19 protein-coding genes are annotated in these 19,496 nt (G+C 69.1%); 14 read left to right on the forward strand and 5 right to left on the reverse strand.

The window, feature by feature from the left end:
• Positions 1–108: 108 nt before the first annotated feature.
• Positions 109–1,134 carry an OmpA family protein gene (locus G4D83_RS37565; RefSeq protein WP_163869722.1) on the forward strand — a complete coding sequence of 342 codons (1,026 nt, stop codon included), beginning with the start codon at positions 109–111 and terminating at the stop codon, positions 1,132–1,134.
• 31 nt (positions 1,135–1,165) lie between these two features.
• Positions 1,166–1,624: a hypothetical protein gene (locus G4D83_RS37570; protein ID WP_163869723.1), complete on the forward strand. Its 459-nt coding sequence runs from the start codon at positions 1,166–1,168 to the stop codon at positions 1,622–1,624.
• 1 nt (position 1,625) lies between these two features.
• Here G4D83_RS37570 and G4D83_RS37575 read toward each other — a convergent pair whose 3' ends face one another.
• Genes G4D83_RS37575 through lpxB form a run of 3 tightly spaced genes read right to left on the reverse strand, consistent with a single transcriptional unit; the run spans position 1,626 to position 4,145 of the window.
• Positions 1,626–2,252 carry a MarC family protein gene (locus tag G4D83_RS37575; protein WP_163869724.1) on the reverse strand — a complete coding sequence of 209 codons (627 nt, stop codon included), beginning with the start codon at positions 2,250–2,252 and terminating at the stop codon, positions 1,626–1,628.
• Positions 2,253–2,271: 19 nt separating this feature from the next.
• Positions 2,272–2,976: a polyprenol monophosphomannose synthase gene (locus tag G4D83_RS37580; protein WP_163869725.1), complete on the reverse strand. Its 705-nt coding sequence runs from the start codon at positions 2,974–2,976 to the stop codon at positions 2,272–2,274.
• Between the two features lie 17 nt (positions 2,977–2,993).
• Positions 2,994–4,145: a lipid-A-disaccharide synthase gene (gene lpxB / locus G4D83_RS37585; protein ID WP_163869726.1), complete on the reverse strand. Its 1,152-nt coding sequence runs from the start codon at positions 4,143–4,145 to the stop codon at positions 2,994–2,996.
• Positions 4,146–4,205: 60 nt separating this feature from the next.
• Here lpxB and G4D83_RS37590 point away from each other — a divergent pair, with 60 nt between their 5' ends.
• The 10 genes from G4D83_RS37590 to G4D83_RS37635 all read left to right on the forward strand — a co-directional run bounded on the left by G4D83_RS37590 (position 4,206) and on the right by G4D83_RS37635 (position 15,657).
• Positions 4,206–6,089: a DUF4388 domain-containing protein gene (locus G4D83_RS37590; protein WP_163869727.1), complete on the forward strand. Its 1,884-nt coding sequence runs from the start codon at positions 4,206–4,208 to the stop codon at positions 6,087–6,089.
• Positions 6,090–6,092: 3 nt separating this feature from the next.
• Complete coding sequence (locus G4D83_RS37595; RefSeq protein WP_163869728.1) at positions 6,093–7,877, forward strand: ABC transporter ATP-binding protein; 1,785 nt, start codon at positions 6,093–6,095, stop codon at positions 7,875–7,877.
• A 316-nt stretch (positions 7,878–8,193) separates the two neighbouring features.
• Entirely contained in the window at positions 8,194–9,363 is a 1,170-nt protein-coding gene (locus G4D83_RS37600) for a PHP domain-containing protein (RefSeq protein ID WP_163869729.1), read from the forward strand.
• A gap of 21 nt (positions 9,364–9,384) precedes the next feature.
• Complete coding sequence (locus G4D83_RS37605) at positions 9,385–10,668, forward strand: 3-deoxy-D-manno-octulosonic acid transferase (RefSeq protein ID WP_163869730.1); 1,284 nt, start codon at positions 9,385–9,387, stop codon at positions 10,666–10,668.
• A complete protein-coding gene (locus G4D83_RS37610; protein ID WP_163869731.1) occupies positions 10,665–11,672 on the forward strand; it encodes a glycosyltransferase family 4 protein in 1,008 nt (335 codons plus the stop codon). The genes G4D83_RS37605 and G4D83_RS37610 overlap by 4 nt, the downstream gene beginning before the upstream one ends.
• Positions 11,673–11,676: 4 nt before the next feature.
• Positions 11,677–12,711: a glycosyltransferase gene (locus G4D83_RS37615; RefSeq protein ID WP_163869732.1), complete on the forward strand. Its 1,035-nt coding sequence runs from the start codon at positions 11,677–11,679 to the stop codon at positions 12,709–12,711.
• A gap of 90 nt (positions 12,712–12,801) precedes the next feature.
• On the forward strand, positions 12,802–13,932 hold the full coding sequence (gene lpxK, locus G4D83_RS37620; protein ID WP_163869733.1) for a tetraacyldisaccharide 4'-kinase: 1,131 nt from the start codon (positions 12,802–12,804) through the stop codon (positions 13,930–13,932).
• 31 nt (positions 13,933–13,963) lie between these two features.
• The gene (locus G4D83_RS37625; protein ID WP_163869734.1) at positions 13,964–14,977 is read left to right on the forward strand and encodes a bifunctional heptose 7-phosphate kinase/heptose 1-phosphate adenyltransferase; all 1,014 of its coding nucleotides are present in this window, start codon (positions 13,964–13,966) and stop codon (positions 14,975–14,977) included.
• The gene (locus G4D83_RS37630; RefSeq protein ID WP_163869735.1) at positions 14,974–15,462 is read left to right on the forward strand and encodes an adenylyltransferase/cytidyltransferase family protein; all 489 of its coding nucleotides are present in this window, start codon (positions 14,974–14,976) and stop codon (positions 15,460–15,462) included. The genes G4D83_RS37625 and G4D83_RS37630 overlap by 4 nt, the downstream gene beginning before the upstream one ends.
• 3 nt (positions 15,463–15,465) lie before the next feature.
• Positions 15,466–15,657, forward strand: a complete 192-nt coding sequence (locus G4D83_RS37635) for a hypothetical protein (protein ID WP_163869736.1) — start codon at positions 15,466–15,468, stop codon at positions 15,655–15,657.
• A gap of 197 nt (positions 15,658–15,854) precedes the next feature.
• Here the strand turns inward: G4D83_RS37635 and G4D83_RS37640 are convergent, their stop codons facing one another.
• Positions 15,855–16,949, reverse strand: coding sequence for a glycosyltransferase family 9 protein (locus G4D83_RS37640; RefSeq protein WP_163869737.1), 1,095 nt, complete (start codon positions 16,947–16,949; stop codon positions 15,855–15,857).
• A gap of 83 nt (positions 16,950–17,032) precedes the next feature.
• Here G4D83_RS37640 and G4D83_RS37645 point away from each other — a divergent pair, with 83 nt between their 5' ends.
• Both G4D83_RS37645 and gmk read left to right on the forward strand, forming a co-directional pair.
• The gene (locus G4D83_RS37645; protein ID WP_163869738.1) at positions 17,033–17,911 is read left to right on the forward strand and encodes a YicC/YloC family endoribonuclease; all 879 of its coding nucleotides are present in this window, start codon (positions 17,033–17,035) and stop codon (positions 17,909–17,911) included.
• Positions 17,908–18,537, forward strand: coding sequence for a guanylate kinase (gene gmk, locus G4D83_RS37650; RefSeq protein WP_163869739.1), 630 nt, complete (start codon positions 17,908–17,910; stop codon positions 18,535–18,537). The genes G4D83_RS37645 and gmk overlap by 4 nt, the downstream gene beginning before the upstream one ends.
• A 534-nt stretch (positions 18,538–19,071) precedes the next feature.
• Here the strand turns inward: gmk and G4D83_RS45705 are convergent.
• Positions 19,072–19,496 (reverse strand): hypothetical protein (locus G4D83_RS45705; RefSeq protein WP_205522815.1); only part of this gene is annotated, 425 nt, incomplete at its 5' end.

Below are 19,496 nucleotides of genomic sequence, written 5' to 3' on the forward strand. Positions count from 1 at the left end.
GCGAAGCATTTCCTCGCGGGAAGCATCCGCCTACCCTGTCTCGGTGGAATCCACCCATCCGGACCGCTGTTGCACGCGGCCCGTGACGCCGGAGGTCGACGCCGCGCCATGAATGCCCGCCTGGTACTAGTGCTCAGTCTCGTCGCCGCAACTCCGCTTCCCGCGTTCGCCGACGCCATCCGGGTGTCCCTGGAGGGCCGGGCCGCGGTGGGTGAGGCGCTCCCGGCATTGCTCGTGCACATCGACGAGCCGATTGCCGGCTTCGAGGTGAAGCTCAAGCGCGGCGACGGGAAGGTGGTCGAGGTGAAGGGCGGGGGAAAGCCGGGAATCACCCGGCGCATCGAGCTGGAGCAGCCCGAGGGTCGCTTCCATTACGAGGGCGAGCTGGTGGTGCGCTTCCCCAACGCCGAGTTGGGCAGCATGCCGCTGTCCTTCGACACGGAGCTCAACGGACCGCTGCGGTTGGACGTGCGCTCGGAGAACGTGGACGTCGCGGGGCGCAAGCTTCGCTTCCAGCTCTCGCGTCCCGCGGGCCGCGTGGAGCTGACGGTGCTGATGGACACGGGAAAGAAGGCCTTCGAGGGCGAGGTGCCCTTCAAGGGCGAGCCAGCGGGCACGCCGCTTCCCCTGAGCTGGCCACCCGCCGAGGGCCGGGTGATGAAGATTTCTCTCCGAGCCTTCGACACATCGGACTTCTACACGGGCGTGGACCTCTTCCCCTGGCGAGTGGACATTCCCCACGAAGAGGTGGGCTTCGCCTCGGGCCGCGCGGACATTCCCGCCGCGGAGCGCGGCAAGCTGGACAGGAGCCATGCGTTGATTGCGGAGGCGCTGGCGAAATACGGCCGCTTCGCGGCGGTTCGTCTGTACGTCCTGGGGCACACGGACACCGTGGGCGCCACGGCGGACAACCGGGAGCTGTCGCTCAAGCGGGCCCGGAGCATCGCCGCGGCCTTCCGTCAGCGCGGGCTGAAGGTGCCAATTTTCTACGAGGGGTTTGGTGAGGAGTCGCCAGCGGTGCGGACTCCGGACGAGACGGCGGAGGCAGGCAACCGCCGGGCCGAATACATCATCGCGGTGGAGGACCCGACGCTGGACGGGGCGCCCTTCTCGCCGCGGTGGAGGAAGCTGTAGCGGACGCGAAGACGTGACGAGGAGGCGACGGATGGACGGATTCCAACGGTGGGCCTGGGGCGTGGTGGGTATCTCGCTCCTGGCGGGGGCGGGCTGCGCGCATCAGGCGCCGCTCGCCGTGAGGCGGGAGGTGGAGGCGGACAAGTGCACGCTGATTCAATCCGTACTGAAGGAACCGACGCCGTCGCGCATGGTGGAGGAAATCGCCGCGCAGGGCCGCCACGAGCCCACCCCGGTGCGGGTGTACGTGCGGCGCCCCGAGCAGTCCATGCTGGAGCGCTTCTTCGAGGGAGACGAGCCCCGCTGCGGCGACGCCACCTTCAAAGTCGTGCAGGAGAGCGTCCTCGACGCGGTGGTGGTGTACCTGCAGGAGGTGCGAGAGGGCTACGCGTACGACGCGCGCCGCTCCGGGCCGGACGAGCTCACCCTGGAAGGCACGCCGCAGGGCACGCTGAAGCGCGCGGGCCCGCAGTGGGTCGCGGGCAAGTGAGTTACTTCAGCAATTCCTTGGCGCCGTCCGCGATGAACTGCACGGCGATGGCGGCGAGGATGAGCCCCATGACGCGCTCGACGATGGCGACCCCGGACTGACGCAGCACCCGCTGCACGAGGCCGGAGGCGCGCAGGATGAAGTAGCTGGCCACGAAGGTGAGGATGATGGCCGCCAGCACCGGAAGGGTGGCGGTCATCGAGTTGCCTCGGGCCATCAACACCATGGCGGTGGCGATGGCCCCGGGGCCCGACAGCAGTGGAATGGCCAGCGGGACGATGGCCACGTCCTCCTTCACCGCGCCTTCCTGCTCCTCCGTGGGCGTGGTGCGCGTCGCGGAAGGCCGGGCGCGGAGCATGTCCAGCGAGGTGATGAGCAGGAGGATTCCGCCCGCGACGCGGAAGGCCCCCAGCGACACGCCGAACACCTTGAAGATGATGGTGCCGAAGAGGGCGAAGAACGTCATCAGCCCGCACGCCACCAGACACGCGCGCAGCGCCGTGCGGTGGATCTTCTCCTTCGAGTCCCCGGACGTCATCGCCAGGAACAGCGGCACCACGCCGATGGGGTCCACCACGAAGAAGATGGCCGGCAGCGCGACGAGGAATTGCGCCAGGTAGACCTTCATCACCGCACGCCCTTCCTCGCTACACCGTGAGGCGCAGCTTCCACACCATGGTGAGGGCTTCGGCGAAGATCTTCTTGTTCATCTTCGAGTGACCCACGCGCCGGTCCTCGAAGATGATGGGCACCTCGCGCACGGTGAAGCCGTTCTTCAGCGTGCGGTAGGTGAGCTCAATCTGGAACGCGTAGCCGGTGCTGTGCACGGCATCGAAGTCGATGGCCTCCAGCACCCGGCGGTGGAAGCACTTGAAGCCGCCCGTCAAATCGGAGACGCCCACGCCCAGAATCGTGCGGGCGTAGAGGCTGCCGCCGCGGCTGATGACCTGTCGGCCCACGCCCCAGTTCACGGTGCCGCCGCCGGTGACGTAGCGCGAGCCCAGCACCAGGTCGGAGCCCGCCTCGGCCGCGTCCAGCAGGCTGGGCAGGTAGCGCGGGTCATGGCTGAAGTCCGCGTCCATCTCCAGGATGTACGTGTAGCCCTCGGCCAGGGCCCAGCGGAAGGCGGCGAGGTAGGCGCGACCCAGGCCCTCCTTCTTCTCGCGGTGGAGGACGCGCACGCGCGGCTCCTTCGCCGCGAGCTGGTCGGCCAGCTGCCCCGTGCCGTCGGGCGAGTTGTCATCGACGACGAGGATATCGACGCGGGGGTCGGCCTTGAGCACCGCCAGGGTGATGGCCTCGATGTTTTCCCGCTCGTTGTAGGTGGGGATGCAGACCAGCGCAGGGTTCATGGCCGGGCCGACATACCCTAAATGGCGCGCGGGGGCAGTAGCTCCATCACGGACTCCGCTGCCCGGGTGGCGGCCCCTGCCTCGCCCAGCCGCCCCCGCACCTCCGCCAGGCCCTTGAGCATCTCCTCCCGGGGGGCTCCCGGGCTCCACACCCGGCGGACCTCGTCCGCGATGCGCTCGGGCGTCATCTCCCCCTGGATCAGCTCAGGCACCACGCGCCGGCCCGCCAGCAGGTTGATGAGGGACACGAAGGCCACCTTCAGCATCAGCCGGCCCACCCAGTACGTGATGAGGGACACCCGGTAGATGACGACGAGGGGGCGCTGCATCAGTCCGGCTTCCAACACGGCTGTACCGGAGGCGACTATCGCCGCGTCGCTGGCGCCCACGACTTCCGGGGCTCGCCCGTCCACCAGCACGGGGGTCAGCCCGCTGCCCGCGAAGCGCGAGGCCACCTCCTCGCGAGGGATGGTGGGGGCCACGGGGACCACGACCTGGAGCCCGGGGCGCTCGGCGGACAGGCGCTTCGCGGCTTCCACCATGGTGGGCAGGAGCCTGCGAATCTCGCTCATCCGGCTGCCCGGCAAGAGCGCGAGCGTGGGGGCGTCCTTCGCCAGGCCCAGCTGTTCGCGGAAGGCGACGGCGGTGTCGGGGGCGGGGACCTGCTCGACGACGGGGCTGCCCACGTAGCGGGCGCTCACTCCGGCCTCGCGGTAGAAGGCCTCCTCGAACGGGAGGATGCACAGCATCCGGTCCACCAGCCGTTTGATGGTGCGGACCCGGCCCCGGCGCCACGCCCAGATCATCGGCGAGATGTAATAGGCGATGGGGATGCCCTGGGCCTTGAGCTTCTCGGCCAGCCGCAGGTTGAAGTCGGGGATGTCCACGAGGATGGCCACGTCGGGGCGGCGCTCGGCGGCGGCGTGGGCCAGGCCCTTCATGATTTGGAGGATGCGTGGAATCCGGGGGAGCACCTCGGTGATGCCCATGACGGACACCTCGCGGGCGTCGAAGAGCAGCTCCACCCCCCGGGCGGCCAGGCGCGAGCCGCCCATGCCAAAGAAGGTGAGGTCCGGGCGTTGGGCCTGGAGGGCGGCGACGAGCTCTGCGGCGTGTGCGTCGCCGGAGGCCTCGCCTGCCACGACGAGGATTCGGGGCGGGGGCGTCATGTGAGGGGGGCGCATCGTACCCTGATGCAAGCCAGGGTGAAGGTGTAGACTGCGCTACCCTTGAAGACGCTTCTGCTCGCCGAGAGCCATCCCCCCACGCTCGAACACCTGACGGGTCTGCTCTCCCAGGCCGGGTATTCCGTGCGCGCGGTGAATGACCCTATCGCGGTGCTGGAGCATTTCGCGGCGGACAACCCGGATGTGATGGTGTTGTCGGTGGACCTTCCCCGAGTGGAAGGCATTCACGTGGTGCATCTCATCCGAGGGCACAGCCAGGGCGGACGGGTGCCGATTGTCGCCATCGACAAGGGGCACCTGGGCCGGGCGCGCGGCGTGAATTCCGTGCTGGACCTCAAGGTGAATGCGTACGTGGCGGACCCGCTCAAGCCGGGCGAGCTGGTGCCTCGCCTGGAGTCGCTGGTGCGCGCGGCGCAGGCGGTGCAGCTGACGGGACTCGCGTCGACGCTGTCACGTCCGGCGGTGAACAGCGGCGACTTGAAGGGCTATCCGCTGCCCGGGCTCCTGCACTCCATCCACCGACTGCGGAGGGATGGTGTGTTGGTGGCGGCGCACCGAGGCCTGAGTCGGCGGGTGTACTTCCTGCGCGGTGGGCCGGTGAGCTTCGACTCGTCGGCGAAGGAGGACTCGCTTCCGCGCTACCTCGTCGAGCGCAAGCTGGCGACGGCGGCGCAGGCGGAGCGGGTGTTGGAGGCGCTGGCCTCCGGGTTGCGCATCGGCGCGGCGCTGGCGGACGCGGGGGTGGAGGCGGCGGGGGAGGAGTTGTCGCAGTTGTTGCGGGACTACACGCGCGACAAGCTGGCGCGGCTGCTGGGCATGCGAGAGGGCCGGTATGCCTTCTACTCCGGCGACGAGTTCACCACCGAGGTCGCCTCGGTGGATCTGCCTCCCCTGGCGCAGATACTCGAGGGCGCGCGGCGCTGCTTCCCGTTGAAGGTGATGGCGGCGTCGTTGAGAGCGAACCTGGGGGAGTACCCGGTGCGCTCGGCCGACTTCGGACGGGACTTGCAGGCCATGGCGCTGGACACGGACGACATCAAGATCGCCATGCAGGTGAATGGCCGCATCGTCCTGAAGGAGCTGCTCGCGCACGGGCGGGGCGAGCTGAGCGCGGCGTACTCGCTCTTGTGGTTCTTGAAGCTGACGGGTGGGGTGACGTTCTCCGCGACGCCGGTGGCGACGGGGGCGGACGTGCTGTCGGCGGCGGTGGTGCCGGACAGGATTGGACCGCGCAAGCGCAAGTCGTTGCCGGTGGAGACGGCGGCGTCGTTGCGTGAGGAGGCGGTGCGCATCATCACCCGCAGCTACTTCGGCAGCCTGGGGTTGGACATCGCGGCGGACGCGGAGGCGGTGGAGCGCGCGTACCACGAGACGGCGATGCGCTTTCATCCGGACACGCTCGCCGAGTTCGACATCTCCGACCTGAAGGACCTGCTGGACTCGGTGCAGGAGAAGCTGTCGGCGTCGTACCGTGTGCTGAGCGTGGAGGAGAAGCGCAAGGCGTATCTCCAGTACCTGTTCAGCAAGCTGGACGTGGGGCGGAACACGGCGGTGGTGGTGGACGCGGAGATTGCGCTGCGCCGGGGTGAGTCCGCGCTGAAGCGGCGCGACTTCCTGTCGGCGATGCATGCGTTCGAGGAAGCGGTGTCGCTCAACCCGCGCGAGCCGGAGTACTACTCCTTCCTTGCCTGGGCGACGTACCAGGCATCGGGCGGTCCCCTGGTTCAACGGGCGCAGAAGGCGCAGAAGGTCTTGAAGAAGGCGCTGTCATTGGGGCCGTATGTGGAGCGGCTGCACATCATCGCGGCCATCATCGACACGGACCTCGGGGACGCGCCGTTGGCTCGGAAGAAGCTGCTGAAGGTGCTGGAGTACAACCCGTACTCGCAGCTGGCGAAGGCGGCGTTGCGCAAGGTGGGACGGTAGGGAATGCGGCGGACCCTGTTGCGACTGTTGCGCTATGCGCGCCCGCATGTGGCGGTGCTGGCGGTGGCGTTCGTGTGCATGGCGGTGGTGGGGTTGGCGACGGGGGCGTACGCGTACCTCACGGGCCCCGCGCTGCGCTTCCTGTTGTCGGGAGGCGAGGGCGGCTTCACCGGTGCGGCCCGCGTGCCGTGGCTGTCGAGCCTGTCGCGCGACGCGGCGCTGTGGGGCTTCCCGCTGGTGATGGTGGTGGTGGGCGCGGTGAAGGGCGTGGGGTACCTGGGCCAGTTCTACTTCATGGGCCTGTTCGCGCAGCGGGTGGTGAAGGACGTGCGGCGCGAGCTGTTCACGAAGCTCACGTCCTTGTCCCCCGCGCAGCTCGCGCGCGAGCGGCAGGGTGATTTGCTCAGCCGGTTCACCTCGGACGTCACGGCGGTGGAGGCGGCGGCGATGTACACGGTGGGCTCGTACCTGCGCGACAGCCTCCAGGTCATCATCCTGGCCGGAGTGGCGCTGTCGATGAGCCCGCTGTTGGGTGGCTTGATGCTGGTGGTGATTCCGCTGGCGGCGCTGCCCGCGTCCAAGCTGACGCGCAAGGTGTTGAAGGGCACGCGAGAGGGGCAGACGCAGCTGGGTCACCTGGCGGGCCAGCTCCACGAGGGGCTGGGCGGGCTCAGGACGATTCAGGCCTTCAACGGGCAGTCCGCGGAGCTGGCGCGCTTCGCCTCGCACGCGAAGGCGCACGAGGACGCGGTGGTGGGCGCGGCGTGGGCTCGAGGCGCGGTGCCGGGGGTGATGGAGGTCCTGGCGGCCGCGGCGCTGGCGGGGGCGCTGGCCTACGCGGCGAGCGCGCGGCTGATGGAGCCGGAGGCCCTGTTGTCGCTGCTGACGGCGGTCATCCTGGTGTACCAGCCCGTGAAGGACCTGGGCCGGGTGACGCAGTTCGCGATGCAGGCGGGGGCCGCCGGTGAGCGGCTGTTCGCGCTGTTGGATTTGAAGCACCCGGTGCTGGATGCGCCGGACGCGGTGCCGGCGCCTCCCCTGTCGAGCGCCATTCGGTTGGAGGACGTGCGCTTCGCATACGGAGACCGTCCCGCGCTGGATGGGGTGACGTTGGAGCTGAAGTCGGGTCAGGTGACGGCGCTGGTGGGTGGCAGTGGCGGCGGCAAGAGCACGGTGACGACGCTGCTGCTGCGCTTCGAGCGTCCGCAGTCGGGCCGGCTGCTGCTGGATGGCGTGGACATGGACCGCTACACGGCGGCGAGCCTCCGCGAGCAGCTCGCGTTGGTGACGCAGGAACCGTTGTTGTTCCAGGGCTCGGTGCTGGAGAACCTGCGTTACGCGAGGCCGGAGGCGACGCGCGAGGACGTGGAGGCGGCGGCGAGAGTCGCCAACGCGGACGGGTTCATCCGGGCGTTGCCGCAGGGCTACGACACGCGCATCGGTGAGCGGGGCGTGACGCTGAGCGGAGGGCAGCGGCAGCGCTTGTGCATCGCGCGAGCGGTGTTGGCGCGCGCGAAGGTGCTGATTCTGGACGAGGCCACGAGCAGCCTGGACCCGGAGAGCGAGCGCGAGGTGCAGGCCGCGCTGGCGGCGGTGCTGCCGGGGCGTACGGCGCTGGTCATCGCGCACCGGCTGTCGACGGTGGTGAACGCGGACGTGCTCCACGTCATGGAAGCGGGCCGCGCGGTGGAGAGTGGGTCGCACGCGGAGCTGCTCCAGAAGGGTGGTCGCTACGCGGCGCTGTGGCGGATGCAGACGGAGGGGCCTGTCGAGCGAGGCGCCGCGTGAGCGGGTCGCGGGTTTCCGGCGGTGTCGCGCTGCCCAAGGTAGAGGGCGCGACGGTGAGAGCTCAGTCGGCTGCGAGGATGAGTCCGCGCCGTGGAAGCCCTCCCGAGGCGATTGCGGGTGCCGTGCGATGCCACCCGGCAAGCTCAGGTGGTGGTGGATATGCGCGAGGGCAGCAGATGCCTTGCGTGGCGGTATGCGCGCTTCACGCAGCAGGCTCGGTCGGTGGTGAGGCGCCGGTGCCGGAGGCGAATCCTCCTCGCGAAGCGGCAGGTCCAGTCAGGCGGGCCGACGGCGAAGTGCCTGATCGGAGCGGAGCATGAACCCGCTTCGCAAGTACGGAGGCAAGGCGGTCCGTGCACTGGCCGGCTTGGTGTTGCTGGTGCTGGGGCTCTGCGGCTTCTTCTCGCTGCCCGCCTCGTACGCGACGTACCCGGTGATTCCGGCGAAGGAGGGCGCGCCGAAGTGGGTCCGGGGCGCGTTCCACGTGCACACCACCCGTTCGGATGGACGAGGCACGCCCCTGTCCGTCGCGCGCGCGGCGAAGGCAGCGGGCCTCGACTTCGTGCTGCTCACGGACCACAACGACTTCACTCCGCCCGCGCCCACGTGGGTGGACGGCGTGTTGCTCGTCCCGGGCATTGAAATCTCCACCTCCGCGGGGCACCTGGTCGCCTTCGGGATGGAGCGTCCCCTGGAGGGCATGAAGCGGTGGATGCCGGCGGCAGACGCCGTGCGCGCCGTGCACGCCGCCGGTGGGACGACGGTCCTCGCGCATCCGGTGCAGCGCCACAACCCATGGACGGACGCGGAGAGCGCGAGTCAGGCGAAGGGCTTCGAGTTGTACTCGGCGGACACCTTCTTCCGGCACGCGCTGCTCAATCCCGTGAGCCGGTTGTTGCCGGCCGTGGGGGCCTATCTGGCGAACCCGATGCACGGGGTGATGCTCCTCGTCGCGCCAGAGCCCGAGCCCGGTGAGCGCTTCCTGGAGCTGTCACGAGAAGCGCCCCGCCTCGGGTTCTGCGCGCACGATGCCCACGGCCTTCCGTCGTACGAGTCCGTGTTCCGCTCCCTCGCGATGTACCTGCCACCGGAGCAGGTCCCTTCGCCCCTGCCCGAGAACGCGAAGGCGGCGGCGGCGCTGGTGACGGGAGCGCTGCGGGGTGGTGGGGCCGTGTGTTCCTTCCGCGCCCTGGGGGAACCCGAGGGCTTCGCGCTCGAAGGGGTGGACCCCGAGCGCAGGGAGGCTCGGGTGGGGGACGTGCTCAAGGTGCGCCTGCCCGGCCTCCCGGACGTGGACACGGTCCGAGTCGAGGTGTGGGGCGCGGGCCGACTCGGGCCGGACGGGACATCGGTGGAGCTGACGGGGGAGGGCGTGGTGCGGGTGGAGGTGTGGGCAAAGGGGCCAGGGCGCTTCTTCGGCTCTGAATGGCGACCGTGGATTGTCCCGAGCCCCGTGCGTGTACTGCCTCGGGGGCCTGGCATCTGATAGAGGGCCGGGGAGCCGTCCATGCGACTCCTGTACATCCTCGCTACGTATCTTCTCTTCCCGCTGCTCTTCCCGGCGCTCTGCCTGCACCGGAAGACGCGTCATGGCCTATGGCAGCGGCTGGGGTTCTACGCGAAGGGCTCGCTGCCCCCACGAGGCGACGGGCCCGTGGTGTGGTTGCACGGCGCCAGTGCGGGAGACCTGCTGGCGCTGTCCCCCATGTTCGCTCCCCTGCGGGCGCGCTTCCCGGGATGCCAGCTCATCCTGTCGACGATGACGGACAGCGGCCATGCGATGGCGACGGGCCGGCTCGCCAAGGACATCGATGGGGTCGTCTACGCGCCGTATGACTTGTGGGGAGCGACGCGCAGGGCGGTGAAGGCGCTCAAGCCGGACGTGTTGGTGCTGGAGTACACGGAGGTGTGGCCCAACCTCATTCGCGCCGCGAAGCGAGGTGGGGCGCGAGTGGTGATGACCAACGGACGCTTCTCTCCGGCGAACGTGGAGCGCTACCGCTGGCTGTTCCGGCTCATCGGCAACCCGCTGAAGGACTTCGACCTGATGTTGATGCGTCACGAGGACGAGGCGCAGCGGGCGAGGAGCCTCGGGGCTCGGCCGGACTGGGTGCTGGTGACGGGGAACACGAAGTTCGACTCGCTGGCCTCGGGGCCGGCGGTGGAGGACGGCGTGTTGCGAGAGGCGCTCGGGCTCCCCGTGGATGCACGGGTGTGGATTGCCGGCAGCACGCACGAGGGCGAGGAGGACGTGTTGCTCGGCGTCTATCGGCGACTGCTCGTACGGTGGCCGGACCTGCGGCTGGTGATTGCGCCAAGGTACGTGGACCGTGCGACCCGAGTGGTGGCGCTGGCGCGTGAGGCGGGCCTGGGGGTTGGCCTCCGCTCGCGGGGCAATCCCGAGCGAGGTCAGGTGGTGGTGCTGGACACCATTGGCGAGTTGTCGCGGGCGTACCGCCTGGCGACGGTGGTCTTCGTGGGCGGGTCGTTCACGAAGCGCGGTGGGCAGAACATCCTGGAGCCCGCGGGACAGGGGAAGCCGGTGTTGTTCGGTCCGCACATGGACAACTTCAAGGACAGCGTGGCGGTGCTCGCGGGGCACGGAGGAATCCAGGTGGAGGACGCCGAGGCGCTGCACGCGAGGCTCACGGAGTTGCTCGAGGCGCCGGGTCGAATCGAGGAGCTGGGGGCCCAAGCGCTGGAGACAGTGGGCCGGATTTCGGGTGCGAGCGAGAGGAACGCCGAGGCGATGACGACGCTCTTTCCCCACGGAAGGGCCGGCCCGCGATGACGCTCATCGTCCACCCGCATTTCCACAAGCGGTACACGGGCGTCACGCGCCACGTCGAGTCGGTCGTCCCGGCGTTGGTGAAGGACACGGGCTCGGAGACGCGAGTCATCGGTTCGGGGCTGAGCGATGGGCTGCCGCGAATCTCCTGGCCGGAGCTGTTGCGACGTGCGCGTTCGGAACCGGTGGTGTGGCATGCGCATCGGAACAACGAGCTGCTCGCGGGGATGTTGCTGAAGCTGGTGGGGCGTCAGGTGCGGTTGGTCTTCACGAGACACACCTCGATGGCGCCGAGCGGCTTCACGCGCTTCATCGCGCGAGGCGCGGATGCGTTGGTGTCATTGACGCGGCAGGTGGCGGAGGTCATCGCGCTGCCGTCGACGGTCATCTCGCATGGCATCGACCTGACGCGCTTCCATCCGCCGGAGGACCGGGCCCAGGCGTGGGAAATACTGGGGCAGGGCGGGCGCTTCGGAGTGGGAGTCATCGGGCGCATCCGGAAGGAGAAGGGGCAGGGCGACTTCCTCGAAGCCGTGCGTCCCTTGCTGCCCGAGCATCCCGAGTGGCAGTCGGTGTTGGTGGGCCTGGCGAAGGGCGCTGACCTGGACTGGGTGAACGGCCTGAGAGCCGGTATCGAGGACAGGGTGTCGCTGGCCGGAGAGCAGTCGGTCATCGAGCCCTGGTACAGGGGGCTCACCGTGCTGGTGCATCCGTCCTATGCGGAGGGGTACTCGCTGGTGCATGTGGAGGCGATGGCCTCCGGCTGCTGCGTGGTGGCGTCGAAGCTGCCGTACCTGGACACGCTCATCGAGCATGGTCGGACGGGTTTCTTCTTCGAGCCCGGAGACGTGAAGGCGTTGCGCGAGCTGCTGGACATGTTGATGCGAGAGCCGGAGCGGGCGCGAGAAGTGGGGCGCAACGCGGCCGAGGAGGCCCGGCGTCGGTGTGGCGTGGAGCACGAAGCGCACGCGCTGGAATCGCTGTACCAGACGCTGGTCAAGCGGTAGCCCGATGCGAGTCCTCCACCTGTTGGCGAGCCCCTTCTTCAGCGGCCCCGCGGAGAACGTCGCGTTGCTCGCGCTGGCGCAGCGAGAGGCTGGCCACGAGGTGACGGTGGCGGTGGACCGTCGGCGCGAGGAGGTGCTGGCGGAAGAGCCCGCGGTGCCACGGCTTCGAGAGCTGGGGCTGTTGGATGACGAGGGGCTGGAGCTGTCGGTGAAGTCTCCGCCCTGGCGAGTGTGGAGCGACTTGCGACGGCTGCGTGCGCGGCGAGTCGACGTGGTGCATTCGCACTTCAGCCATGACCACTTCCTGGCGAGGTGGGGGAGACCCGAGGGGGCGGTGTTGGTCCGCTCTCTTCATGCACCGCGCTCCATCCGCTCCTCGTTGCCGGCGGCGGACGCGTACACGGTGCCAGCAAGTTCCCTGCTCCCCCGCTTGTTGGAGCGAGGAAAGACGGCCCGGGTACTCCCCGCGCTGGTGGACCCGCGCTTTGGCCCCGCGTCGGACCGAGAGGTGTTGCGACACGAACTCGGACTGAAGGGTACGCCGCTGGTGGGCATGGTCTCCACGTTCCAGCCGTCGCGACGGCACGCGGTCGGGGTGGAAGCCTTCGCGCTCTACCGCAAGCAGCGACCCGAGGCGCGCTTCGTCCTGGTGGGAGACGGCGGGTTGCTGGAGGCGACGCGGAGTCAGGTGGCGTCACTGGGGCTGACGGAGGCGGTGGTCTTCGCTGGCTATCAGCAGGGCGCGGACTTCGCGCGGTGGCTGAAGGCCTTGGACGAGGTCTGGCTGTTGGGGCTCGGGAACGACTGGAGTGCGAGAGCAGCGGCGCAGGCCCGAGCCTGTGGGGTGCGAGTGGTGGCGGTGGAGGAAGGAGCTCTCCCCGAACTGGCGGATGCACGCGTCGCCGAGCCCACGCCTGAAGCGGTGGTGGCTGCTTCATTGTCGGGGCAAAGAGCGCCCGTGGCACACCCGACGAATGCGAGCATCGCCGCCGACGTGCTCGCTCTCTACGAGCAGGTGGCGAGCACGCGCGCTCGCTGAGTTGGGCTGATAGCGTGTCGGAAGCATGTTGACCCTCGACGATGCCCGACGAGCCATGTCGGGACACGCCATGTGCGGAGCCTCCAGGTCTTGAGCACAACCGCTCCCGAGTCTCCCACCGCCATCGAGCGGGTGTTCTACCCGCCGTCGCCCGAGCCCTGGGGCCGGCGTGCCCTGCTGTCCCCGCTCACGGCGCTGTCATGGACCTATGCCGCGGCGGTGCATCTGCGAGGCGCCCTGTATGACCTGGGCCTCCTGCGCGCCGAGCGGGTGGAAGGCCTGCGCGTCGTCTCCGTGGGCAACCTCAACGTGGGAGGAACAGGGAAGACGCCCGCGGTGCTCCACCTGGCGGACCTGCTGGTGCGCGAGGGCCGCAAGGTCGGCATCCTCACGCGGGGCTACGGGCGTCGCTCGCAAGAGCCGCTCACCTTCACGGGGGCGGAGTCACAACCCTCGGTGGAGGACGCGGGGGATGAACCCTTGCTGCTCGCGCGCCGCTGCCCGAGCGTGAGGATCTTCGTGAACGCGGACCGTGTCTCCAGCGCCTACCGGGCGCGAGACGAGTACGGCCTGGACACGGTGCTCCTCGACGACGGCTTCCAACACCGACGCCTCGCGCGAGACGAGAACCTCGTCGTGGTGGATGAGGCCGTGGGGCTCGGCAATGGCCACCTGCTGCCGAGAGGGCCGCTGCGAGAGCCCGCTTCGTCCCTGAGGAGGGCCACGTTGCTCTGGGTGCGAACGTCCACCGCTCCGGGCGCGAGCGAGTCCCCGCCCGTACCGTTCGACGCGAGGACCCTGGGGCTGCCGCGGGAGGGAGAAGGACTTCCGCGCGTCCGCGCACGCTATGGACCTTCGGCCTGGGTGGACCCGTCGGGAGGGCTGCATCCCACGGGAGCGCTGAGTGGCCAGGGGGTGCTGGCATTGGCGGGCCTCGGTCGGCCGGGGGGCTTCTTGAAGACGCTGAAGTCCCTCGGCGTAGAGGTGCTCGATGCGGCGCTCTTCCCGGACCACCACCGCTTCACGGTGGACGAGTTGCGTGACGTGGAGGCTCGGGCGGTGAAGCTGGGGGCGGTGAAGGTCGTGACGACGGAGAAGGACGCGGTGCGTCTGCCCGTGGGGTTCTCGGCCTGGAAGGTCCGGTTGGGGGTGGACGTGCTGGAGGGCGAGTCGCATCTGCGTCGAGCGCTCGGCCTGTCGGGTGCGTCTGCCGACTTGTGAGACGCGGAGGGCTGTGGGACAAACCGCCGCCATGGCCGCAGTCTCGCCCGTCCGCTCGTCGCCTCTGCCCACTCGCCTGCCGCTCGCGTTCGCGCGCCGCAGGGTGTTGCTGGTGGGGGACCTGGTCGCAGACCACTACATCTACGGGCAGACGGACCGGGTGAGCCGCGAGGCCCCGGTGCTCATCGTCCGCTACGAATCCGCCGAGGTGAAGCTGGGTGGAGGGGCGAACGTGGCGGCCAATGTTCGTGCGCTGACGGGGCAGGTAACGGCCGTCGGAATGCTGGGCGCGGATGAGATGGGCCGCGAGCTGCGCCGCCTGTTCTCCGAGTCGGGAGTGCGCTTGCACGCGGTGGGTGGACGGGGCCTGGCGACCGAGACGAAGACCCGCATCCTCGCGGGCGGCGTGAGCACGACGCGACAGCAGATGCTTCGTCTGGACCGGGGCCAGCGCTCGGCCTTTCCTCCGAGTGTGCGCAAGGCCCTGGCGAAGCACGTGGCCGAAGCGGCGAAGGACGCGGACGCGGTGGTCGTCTCGGACTACGGCGCGGGAGTGCTGAGCGACGAGGTGCGCGAGGTGTTGCGGAAGCTGGCGGCGGATGGGCTGCCGGTGTGCGTGGACAGTCGCTATGCGCTGTCATCGTTCTCGGGGCTGACGGTGTGCAAGCCCAACGAGCCGGAGCTGGAGGCCTTGGCGGGGCGTCCCGTGCGTTCGCAGGAGGACTTGCTGGCGGCGGGCCACGAGGCGGTGCGCAGGCTGGGGTGTCGAGCGCTGCTGGTGACGCGCGGCCGGCACGGCATGGCGCTCTTCGACGCGGACGGAGGGGTGGACCTCATTCCGGTACACGGCGCGAAGGCGGCGGTGGACGTGACAGGCGCTGGAGACACGGTGATTGCGACGTTCTCCCTGGCGCTGGCGGCGGGGGCTTCGTTCGGTGAGGCCGCGAGGCTGGCGAACGTCGCGGGTTCGATGGTCGTGCAGAAGTCGGGCACCGCGACGGTGTCACGAGACGAGCTGCTGGCGGAGCTGCGGAGCGCGCGATGAACACCTTGGACAAGATTCAGTCGCTCGAACAGGTGGCGGAGGCGAGGGCTCGCTGGAAGGCCGAGGGCCGCACGGTGGCGCTCGCGAACGGCGTGTTCGACCTCTTGCACGTGGGGCACGTGCGGTACCTGGAAGGTGCCCGCGAACTGGCGGATGTGCTGGTGGTGGCGGTGAACTCGGATGCCTCGACGCGGGCGTACAAGGGACCTGGCCGGCCACACATCCCCGAGGGAGAGCGCGCGGAGTTGGTCGCCGCGCTCGCGTGCACGGACCGGGTCATCGTCTTCGACGAGCCCAACGTGCGCGGCATCATTCGAGTGCTGAAGCCGGACGTGCATGTGAAGGGGACGGACTACACGCCGGACACCATCCCCGAGGGGGACGAGGTCCGGGCCTACGGCGGGCGCACGGCGGTTTCGGGAGACCCGAAGGACCACAGCACGACGGAGCTGGCGCGCCGGCTTGGCCGCGAGAGCGCGAAGTAGGGCATGCCGACCCTGGATGAGGGGCTCCTGGCGGTGCTGGGCTGTACCCAGTGCAAGGGCCCGCTCACCGTCATCGAGCAGGCGGAGCAGGTGAAGGTCCGCTGTTCCCGATGCCACTGCGAGTGGCCCGTGGAGGAGGGAGTGCCTCATCTACTCCACGAGCGGATGTCCCGGTACGACGCGCCTGGCGAGTGAGCTGCGCCGCGAAACAGCGGGGCTCTGCGGCGGCGCGAGTCGCTAACCCCTGGCCGCCGGCTCCGTCGACAAGGTTGTGAGGCCGACCATCGCCTCGCGAGTGAGCTGTGCCGCGAAGGAGCGGGCCTCTTTGGCGGCGTGAGTCTCCATATCCTGACTGCCGACTCCGTCGACAAGGCAGCGAGGTCGACCGTCGCCTAGCGAGTGAGTTGCGCCGCGAAGGAACGGGCTTCTTCGGCGGCGCGAGACTCCAGCGCCTGCCCTCCTGCACCATCGACGAGGCTGGTGAGGTCGACCATCCGGTGAGGGGCATACGCATGGCCCCACCGCTCCATGTCCATGCGGAGGAAGTACGCCAGCGTCGGAGCGCCCACGGACACCGACAGGTGCATGGGCCCGGTGTTGTTGCAGATGGTGAGGCCGGCGGCGCGCATGAGCGCGGCGAGCTCGTCCAGGTTCGTCGCGGGCGCGAGTCGCGCGCCGGGAGCGGCCGACACCACGGAGCGGGCGAGCTCCTCTTCGCCAGGACCCCACGTGACGATGGGAACGCGACCGGATTCGAGGAGCGCGCGAGCCGCCGCGGCAAAGGCCTCGGGAGGGATGCGTCGAGGCCCCAGCCGGCCCCCCGGGTTGATGACCGCCTTGGGTGTGCTGGCGTCCGCCTCCAGGAAGGCGCGGAACGGGGCCCCGATGTTGGGCTCGCGGAAGGAGAGTCCCCGAGCCAGCGAGCCGCCCGTGACAGGGGTCAGCAAGTGCGTGCGCTGAAGCGCCTCGCTCCGGCTGTCGGCGCGGGCCGGGACGGAGAGAGAGTGGAGGCCGGACACCGGCCAGACGCTCGGCCCGATGACCACGGCACGAGGGCCCGCGAGGCGAGACACCAGGGCGCTCGTGACGGACGGGGCTTCCCAGTTGGCGCAGTCGACCACCAGGTCATACCCGGCGCGGCGGAGGGCTCGGATTCCCGGGGCCAGGGGGCCCATCCAGATGCGCCGCCGGTCGAACGCGATGACCTGGTCCGCGTCAGGGTGACCGGCCAGGACTCGGGCCACCTTGGCGTGGACGAGCACATGCACCTCGGGGGTGGGGTGCACGTGCGCCTTGAGGGTGCGCAGGAGGGGGGTGGTGAGGAGGGCCTCGCCCACGCGGTTGTCGGGCCGCACGAGCAGCACCTTCCGGGGGACGGGGAGGGAACTTCCAGGACGGAGCCGGCGGCCGGGGCGCCAGAACAGCAGGGACGCCACGAGTGCCAGCGCCAGCTTCGCCCACAACTCGAGCCGCTTGTGCCAGACCATCGCGGCGCGGACCCTACACAGAACTGAAAGGGGTGCAAGCACGCTGCTTGACCTGCGGACGGAAAGCCCCTAGCAACCGCCCAATGCTGAAGAGCATGACCGGGTTTGGCGCGGGCCGTGCGCGCGTGGGGGACGAAGAGGTCTCCGTGGAGTTGCGCTCCCTCAATCACAAATTCTGCGAGGTGAAGGCGAGACTGCCTCGCGAACTCGCGTCGCTGGAGCCGAGCGTCACGAAGCAGGTGAAGGACCGGCTGGCCCGTGGCTCAGTGGAACTGCTGGTGAAGCGGCAGTCCTCCACCGCGACGGGGACGGTGCCCACGGTGGACCTGAACCTGGCGCGCGAGTACCTGCGCACCTTCCGCGAACTGGCCAAGGAGCTGGGCCTCCCGGCCGACGTGGCCTGGTCCCAGGTGGCCAACCAGCAGGGCGTCGTGCGCCTGGAAGAGAAGGGCGTGAATCTGGAGTCGGCGACGCCCGCGGTGACGGAGGCGTTGGACCAGGCGCTCGGGGCCCTGGAGAAGATGAGGCTCGTCGAGGGCGAGGCGATCTACGCCGACCTGGACGCGCGACTGAAGTTGCTCGAGGGCTGGAGCCGCGAAGTGGCCCACCTCGCTCCCCGCGCGGTGCAGGACTACCAGCAGCGGCTCACGGAGCGGGTGGCGGAGCTGGCGCGTGGCGTCGCGGTGGACCCGCAGCGGCTGGCGCAGGAAGTGGTGCTCTTCGCCGAGCGCACGGACATCGCCGAGGAAGTCACCCGACTGGCGAGCCACCTGGAGCAGTTCCGCGCGCTCATGGTGAGCACCGAGCCCGCGGGCCGTCGCATGGATTTTCTCGTGCAGGAGATGCACCGCGAGGTGAACACGACCGGTTCCAAGAGCCAGCACACGGAGATCTCCGTGCGCGTGGTCTCGATGAAGGCCGAAGTCGAGCGCATCCGCGAACAGGTGCAGAACGTCGAATGAGCGAACCCACCATCCTTCAGCCCGGTCTGCTGCTCGTCCTCTCCGCGCCCTCCGGGGCGGGGAAGACCACCCTTGCCCATCGGCTCCTCAAGGAGACGCCGCAGGCGAACTTCTCCATCAGCGTCACGACGCGCCGCCCTCGGGGCAAGGAGCAGGAAGGGGTCGATTACGAGTTCGTGGACGTCGCCACCTTCCAGGCGAAAATCGAACGCGGCGAGTTCGTGGAGTGGGCGGAGGTCCACGGCCACTTCTACGGCAGCCCCCAGTCGACGGTGGATACCGCTCGCGCCCGTCGGGGCGTGGCCATCTTCGACATCGACGTGCAGGGTGGCCAGGCCATCAAGCGCAAGCACCCCGACGCGGTCACCATCTTCGTGCTCCCGCCCTCCATGGATGAGCTGGAGCGGCGGCTGCGGGACAGGCAGACGGACTCGGATGAGACCATCCGGCGTCGGATGCTGGCGGCCCGCTCGGAGATGGAGCGGGGAATCGCCTCCTACGACTACATCGTCGTGAACGACGACTTCGAGCGCGCGTACAGCGAGCTGCGCGCGGTGGTGGTGGCCGAGGGCTGCCGTCGGGGCCGGGTGGACGTCTCGAGGTTGAAGCTGGGTGTGGGGAGCTGAGGGCAGGGGAGGGGGGCAAAGAGGGCGCTGAAGTGACAATCAGCAAACTTCTTGCGCCGTCCCGCTGCTTGGTGGATAAGCCGCCCACCTCACGGCGAGGCGCGGGTGGCCCAAAGCCCTCCACGACAAGCAGGCAGCCGTGATTTCCGTCAGCAACAGGTGCGGAATCAGCGCCCACGGCGCTGGGGTTCTCTGAACCACATAGAATAGGACCGTCGGTCCCTGGAGGACTCCCTACATGGGGCCTTCGTGGGACTTCGAGTGTCCGGAGCAGCTCGTGACAACGAGTTGACATTCTCCGGACCGCTCCATAGATGGTCAGCCAGCAGGAAGTGGTCCGGTGGGCGTCGCGGTGGTGGGGTTGGAGGTCGTCTCGTGCGAGACGGCACTGGGGCTGACGGTGGGGTGGGGCTCGGAAGCGGTTTGACTCTGGATGCGGCGGTGGTAGAAGCCGCGCCCCTCACGAACGAAGCCCGCGCACTGGCGCGGAGCACTTCGGCGCGAGGACTCAGAACGACATTGGAAATACGGCGGTCAACGAAGCGAGTTGACAGAGGATGCGGCGGTGATAGAAGCCGCGCCCCCGACGAAGAAGCCCGGAAGCAGCAGGGCGGAGGCGGCGAGGGAGTCAACGAAGCAGCGGTTGACATGGGATGCGGCGGAGAGATAGAAGCCGCGCCCCCGACGAAGAAACAGCGGAAGCCACTGGGCGGCGCTGAGGACTTCGGAGGACGCTGAAAGGGACGCAAAGCGAAGTTGACAGCTGACGCGGACCTGAATAAAAGATGCGACCCGCCGACAGGAAGTGGCGAGCAGCAGACAGAAGCAACGGTAGCAGGAAGTCGCGGTTGAAACAAGCGGCTCGGTCTTTGAAAACCAAATAGCAAGCCCAAGAAGAAGAGAAGGATTGCGGAAACCGCAGTCAATCTTTGAGAAGGCACCAGCCAGGGAGCGCTGAG

It is taken from the genome of Myxococcus eversor (genome assembly GCF_010894455.1).
Lineage (GTDB): Bacteria > Myxococcota > Myxococcia > Myxococcales > Myxococcaceae > Myxococcus > Myxococcus eversor.